Annotated in this window: 4 protein-coding genes and 1 pseudogene; all 5 read left to right on the forward strand. The window is 31.3% G+C overall.

What is annotated here, in order from left to right:
- A partial coding sequence (locus QZ260_RS00775) for a glycoside hydrolase family 65 protein (protein ID WP_365968961.1) occupies nucleotides 1-2038 on the forward strand: 2038 nt, incomplete at its 5' end.
- A 43-nt stretch (nucleotides 2039-2081) separates the two neighbouring features.
- Complete coding sequence (locus tag QZ260_RS00780) at nucleotides 2082-3248, forward strand: MFS transporter (protein WP_295981650.1); 1167 nt, start codon at nucleotides 2082-2084, stop codon at nucleotides 3246-3248.
- 145 nt (nucleotides 3249-3393) lie between these two features.
- A complete protein-coding gene (locus QZ260_RS00785; RefSeq protein ID WP_295981652.1) occupies nucleotides 3394-4326 on the forward strand; it encodes a sugar kinase in 933 nt (310 codons plus the stop codon).
- A 10-nt stretch (nucleotides 4327-4336) separates the two neighbouring features.
- Complete coding sequence (locus QZ260_RS00790) at nucleotides 4337-6082, forward strand: glycosidase (RefSeq protein ID WP_295981655.1); 1746 nt, start codon at nucleotides 4337-4339, stop codon at nucleotides 6080-6082.
- A 105-nt stretch (nucleotides 6083-6187) separates the two neighbouring features.
- Nucleotides 6188-6764, forward strand: a pseudogene (locus tag QZ260_RS00795) (NADP-dependent malic enzyme); the annotation flags it as partial.

Here is a 6764-nt window from a genome sequence, read left to right on the forward strand (position 1 = left end):
AATAATCATGAAGCATTTTTTGCTTTTTTTAAGTTTATCAGTATCACTTTGTTTACAATCTCAAGATTTTTCAAACTCTCCTTGGCATATAGAGGCCAACAATATTGATCCAAATAATTATTACGGAATTACAGTTGCCAATGGAATGGTAGGCATGGTCTCATCAGCAGAGCCATTAAAAGTTAGTGAAGTTATTTTAAATGGTGTGTATGATTATTATCAAAGAGGAAGAGTCAGTAATATTCTAAAAACATTTAGCCATATGAACATGCACTTAGAGGTAGATGGTAGTAGAATAGACAGAAAAAACATTTCCAATTATAAGCAGACTTTGGATATGAAAAAGGCTAAATTAAATACAACTTTTGATGTTGGTGATAAAATTACAATTCAACATCAAAATATGTCTCTTAGAAATTTGCCTTTTAATGCAATGAGTATAATTGAAATAAAAGCACATAAAGATGTAGAGATTACACCTATAAATTATATTTCTGCACCCGACCATCTTTCAGATGTTCGTAATTTATATTCAGAAATTGATAGGCCACATGTATTAATTCCCTTAATGACTTCGGTTGCTTTAAGCCCTGGGAAAAAGAAAGTAGCTACGTCAACTTCATTTATTTTTCCAGAAAAACATGGGTATGAACCTAATATTATTCATGAAGATTGGGATTATAACATGCATTTAATGAAATTTAAAATAAAACTTAAAGCAGGAGAAACTTATAGATTTGCATTGGTGGGAAGTACTATGTCTTCTGTGCATAATAATGATCCACAAAATGAAGTAGAAAGATTAACCATTTTTGCAAAGCTAGAAGGCATTGAACGTTTAGAGTCTGCACATGAAAAAGCTTGGGGTAATTTATGGAAAAGTGATATAGAAATTAATGGTGATTTAACATCTCAAAGAGCTGTTAGGTCAGCTATGTATCATTTATATTCTTTTGCAAGAAAAGGTACTGCATACTCATTATCTCCTATGGGATTATCTGGTTTAGGATATAATGGACACGTTTTTTGGGACACTGAATTGTGGATGTTTCCTCCGCTTCTGGTCTTGCAACCAGAAATTGCAAAATCATTATTAGAATATAGATTTGTTCGATTAGAAGCTGCCAAGCAAAATGCTTTTGCACATGGTTATGATGGTGTAATGTTTCCTTGGGAATCTGCGGAAGATGGGTCTGAAGACACACCTGTTTGGGCTTTAACAGGGCCTTTTCAACAACATATTACTGCAACTGTTGGTTGGGCTTTTTGGAAATATTTTGAAGTAACTCAAGATTTAGATTGGTTAGCGTCTAGAGGATATCCTGTGTTAAAAGAAGTTGCCGATTTTTGGGCAAGTAGAGTTGAAAGAAATGGGGTAAATAAATATGAAATTAAAAATGTAATTGGTGCTAATGAATGGGAAGAAAACATAGACAACAACGCATTTACAAACGGAATGGTAAAAACTGTTTTAGAATATGCTTCTTTAGCTGCCGAAAAATTAAATAAAACACCAAATTCTGATTGGAGACATGTGGCTAAAAATATTCCTATTTTAAAATTTGCTGATGGAACTACAAAAGAAAATGAAACTTATACAGGTATAGAAATCAAACAAACAGATGTAAATCTTTTATCTTTTCCATTAAAAATAGTTGATAATCCAAAAGATATTTTAAAAGATTTAAAATATTATGAACCACGTTTATCTCCAACAGGACCTGCAATGGGAAGTGCTATTTTATCTGTTTTATACTCAAGAATGAATAAGACAGAAAAAGCCTATGAACTTTTTATTAAAAGCTATAATCCTAATGAATTAGAGCCTTTTGGTGTGTTAGCAGAAACTGCAGGAGGCACCAATCCTTATTTTGCAACTGGAGCTGGTGGAATGTTACAATCTGTTTTATTTGGTTTTGGAGGGTTAGATATCAACGAAAAAGGAATTACAGAATTAAAAACTCAATTGCCAAAAAAATGGAATTCGTTAAAAATTTCTGGTATTGGAGTTGAAAAAAGAATAGTTCATAAAAATTAAAAATATAGCTTCAAGAAACTCATTTTTAGATTCTTTATTATAGATGAATTCATTAAAATTGATTTTAACAAATATCAAATACTTTTCAGCTGTATGGGTGTTTAGTTCTTTAAATTTTATTGTTGGAACTTGGGTTTTATACATTCCCTATGTAAAATCTAAATTGACTTTAGATGACTCTCAAATTGGCTTTGCATTATTTTGTGTAGCCGCAGGAATTTTGACTTTTCTCCCCTTAGTTCCTTATTTAAGTAAAAAAATTCGATTGGGGCGCTTAACATTTTTTGCGATAGTGCTTTTTGCTTTAGCATTTATATTTCCGGTGTTAATGCCCAATTATGTTTTTTTATGTGTTTCATTATTTATAGTTGGTGTTTTTTCAGGAATAACAGATATAGCGATGAATGCTTTAGTTTCAGAAATCGAAAAGAAAGATAAAGTTAATATAATGTCTGCTGCACATGGTTTTTTTAGTTTAGGAGGTGTTCTAGGAGCTACTTTAGGCAGTATTTTAATGCCAATATTTAACCTGCCAGTTTATCATATGCTTACAATTTCTGTTTTTATTATACTTATAAATCTAGTGTTAACAAAGTATTATTTTTCTATTTCAGAGGAGCAGCATTCAAAAGAAACAAACACGTATTCTTTAAAAAAGATAAGACCATTAATAGCCATCGCCTTTATTGCTTTTGTAATTATGAGTAGTGAGGGAGCTATTGAACACTGGAGTAGTCTTTACCTTCTAGAAGTGGTGAAAATCACCAAACAAAATCTGGCAGGTTTAGGCTTCATTGTTTTTTCGGTAATGATGACTATTGGACGCTTTTTTGGAGATGGTATTAGTGCAAAAATAGGCTCAATAAAAATAATTTTATTAGGATGTGTTTTGGCGAGTATAGGGTATTTATGTATTCTAGTAAGTCAATTAATCATTACTGTTTTAGGTTTTGCAATTGTTGGCTTAGGGCTTTCTGTTATTATTCCAGAACTATTTAGAATGGCGGGAAAAGCTAAAGGCGTAAAAGCATCAGTAGGTATTTCAATTGTTTCTGGAATTGGTTTTTCTGGATTTTTATTAGGGCCTGTTGTTTTAGGTTATATATCAAATACATATAATTTAAAAATAAGCTTTTTAGCATTGTTAGTATTAACAGGTTTTGCTTTATTAATTGCTATCTTGAAACTCAGAAGAGGAGATATCACTTAGATTTTAGCCTAAATAGAGATTTACTAAAACGTTTTCGTTTAAAAAAACAGGTGTTTTTTATTAAATATTTAATAAGTGTAAAACACGGATTGTAGATTTAGGACATAAAACAACTATTTGTTTAAAGAATATTTAATTAGTACTCTTGAAAAATAATATAATTGATATTTTATCTGTTGGAGAAGTGCTTGTAGATTTTATTGGCCATCAATCAGGTGTGCAAATTAAAAACACAAGAGATTACCATAGATATTTGGGTGGTTCGCCTACAAATGTAGCCATGAATTCTGCGCGATTAGGATTAAAAGCAGTGATTGTATCTACAGTTGGTAATGATGGTTTTGGGAAATATATTTTTAAAAAATTAGAAGAGGAGGGCGTTATTACATGCTATATAAATACAATTGAAAACAAACCAACTAGTGTCATTTTTATATCAAGATCAGAAGATACTCCTGAATTTATTCCTTTTAGAGAAGCCGATAGTTTTATAACGGAAGATCAAATAGCAAGTGGGTTATTACAAAGAACTAAAATCTTTCATACCACATGTTTTGCTTTAAGTAAAAATCCAGCGCAAACAACTATTTTAAAGAAAGCTGAAGAAGCTTTTAATTTAGGTTGTAAACTTAGTATTGACTTTAATTATTCTGATAAAATTTGGGATAGTAAAATTGATGCACTGAAAGTTATCAAGGCTTACTGTAAATTCAATCCGTTAGTGAAAATTAGTGAAGATGATATGTTTAGGCTTTTTGGAGAAAATCTTCCACATCGAGAGATATTTGATTTTTTCCATTCTGAAGGCGTTGAAACGATTTGTTTAACACTTGGAAGTAAAGGCGTAAAATTATCTCAAAAAGGGGAAGACATAATTCAATTACCTGCAATTAAAATTGAAAAGGTAATGGATACAACTGGAGCTGGTGATGCCTTTTGGTCAGGGTTTTTGTTTGCTTATACTAAGAAAAAACCTATGAGAGAATGCTTAGAAGTGGCATTACAACTTGCTGCATTAAAACTACAAAACGTAGGTAGATTACCCGATAACATAGACATGCTATCTGAGCTTCAATAGTCTTATAACTATGAATGATAATAATGTATCTAAAAAAGCTATTTCGAATGGTGTAATGCTTAATGCATACCCCGATAGTATAGGTCGTAATTTAAGCGATATTATTAAAGTGCTTAAAAAGCCAGAGTTTAAAGGTGTGTTTTCATTATTCTATGTTTTACCTACTTTTTTTAACAGTGATTTAGATAGAGGGTTTTCGGTAATAGATTATAACCTAAATGATGAGTTAGTATCAAAAGATGATCTAAAAGCACTTGAAGAGCTAAACATTGATCTAAAATTCGATATCGTTTTAAATCATTTATCAGTAGCATCTCCTCAATTTAAAGATTTATTAAAACACGGTGATCAATCAAAATATAAAGACTTTTTTATTGATTGGAATGCATTTTGGGAAGGAAATGGAAAGATGGGAGATGATGGAATAATTATTCCTAAAGAAGAATTTCTTAATAAATTATTTATGAGAAAGTCTGGGCTTCCAATATTGAAGGTTGTTTTTCCAGATGGATCTGAAAAGCCATATTGGAATACATTTTACCAAAAAATTATATATAATAAATTAAGTGTTGTTGATTTGAGTGGAGTTAAGGAATTAACTCTGGATAAAGCTGAATTGATTTGTAGGAGAATCAATTCAGCCACTCAAAACAATGAAACCATAGAAACATTAGATTTTGGAGATAGCAATCACTTAAGGAATGAGATTATCCAAGTTGTTAATAACAATAAGTCTTATTTGGGCCAAATGGATGTAAATGCTAATTCTGAATTAGTTTGGGATTTTTATGAAGAAACCTTGCAAAAGGTAAGTGATTTTGGATGTAAAATTTTACGACTAGATGCTTTTGCGTATTTGCATAAAGAAATTGGTCAATCAAATTTTTTCAACAAACCTGGAACTTGGGATTATTTAGAGCGCATTAGGAAAATTGCTCAAAAAAATAATTTAATGCTTTTACCAGAAATCCATGCTGAATATGGTTTGCATTTGCACGATGAGGTTGCAGATAAAGGATACTATTTTTATGATTTTTTCTTACCAGGATTAACGATTCATACTTTAGAAAATGCTAACAGTAAGGCCCTAATTACATGGGCTAAAGAAATTGTTAGTAAAGGATACAAAACTGTAAATATGTTAGGGTGTCATGATGGTATTCCTGTGCTAGATTTAAAAGGTAAAGAAGTAAAAGGGTGTTATAATAAAGGTTTATTGGAAGATAATGAGATTGAAGATGTCATGAGTAAAATCATGGAGCGTGGTGGTCGAGTAAAAAATCTTTACGATCCTTCAGGAAAAAAAATATCTTATTATCAGGTTAATGCCACTTTTTTTAGTGCATTAGGCGAAGATGAACAAAAACTATTATTAGCGAGAGCCATTCAAATATTTATGCCTGGGATTCCACAAGTTTGGTATTTAGATGTTTTTGCTGGAAAGAATGATTATGAAGCTGCCGATAGAGGAGGGAATGCAGGACATAAAGAAATAAACAGAACTACTTTAACTATGGAAGATATTGAAGCAGGACTGAAAAAACATAGTGTTCTAAGTCAGCTTGAATTAATTAGATTTAGAAATACATCTACAGCCTTTTCAGGAACAATAAGGATTAATGAAACTTCAGATAAAGAAATTGATATCAAGTGGATTAATCAAAATGATTTCGCGCATCTTAATGCAAATCTTAGAACATGCAACTTCTCAATTACTTATTCAGAAGCAGGTATAAATAAAATTTTATCTTTCTAGACGGCCTGATTGATACATTAAAAAGAAACATCAATTTTTTAAAAGATTAGGTGTATCCTTTAATAGGATTATTATCTTTGTTGGTTTAGTTAACTAATCATTCTTATGAGCGAAGAAAGTAAACGAAGAGAGGCCCTTATATACCACGCAAAACCAACTCCAGGAAAAATAGAAGTTGTTCCAACAAAGAAATATGCTAGTCAAAGAGACTTGTCTTTAGCATATTCTCCTGGTGTTGCTGCGCCTTGTTTAGAAATTGAAAAAGATAAAGATGCGTCCTATAAATATACTGCTAAAGGAAATTTAGTAGCTGTAATTTCTAATGGAACTGCTGTTTTAGGTTTAGGAAATATTGGTCCTGAAGCTTCAAAACCGGTTATGGAAGGTAAAGGTTTGTTATTCAAGATTTTCGCGGATATTGATGTGTTTGATATTGAAGTCGATACAGAAAATGTTGAAGAATTTATTCAAACAGTAAAAATGATTGCACCTACTTTTGGTGGGATTAACCTAGAAGATATTAAAGCTCCTGAAGCTTTTGAAATTGAAAGACGTTTAAAGGAAGAGTTGGATATTCCAGTAATGCACGATGACCAACATGGTACGGCTATTATTTCGTCAGCAGCCTTATTAAATGCAGTAGAACTTGCTGAAAAGAAACTTAGCGATGTAAAAATAGTTA

It is taken from the genome of uncultured Algibacter sp., assembly GCF_905480415.1.
Taxonomy (GTDB): Bacteria; Bacteroidota; Bacteroidia; order Flavobacteriales; family Flavobacteriaceae; genus Algibacter_B.

Excerpts from the sequence above, each read along its gene's own strand:
- QZ260_RS00790 (WP_295981655.1), top strand. The coding sequence starts at position 4,337 with ATGAATGATAATAATGTATCTAAAAAAGCTATTTCGAATGGTGTAATG.
- QZ260_RS00780 (WP_295981650.1), top strand. The coding sequence starts at position 2,082 with ATGAATTCATTAAAATTGATTTTAACAAATATCAAATACTTTTCAGCT.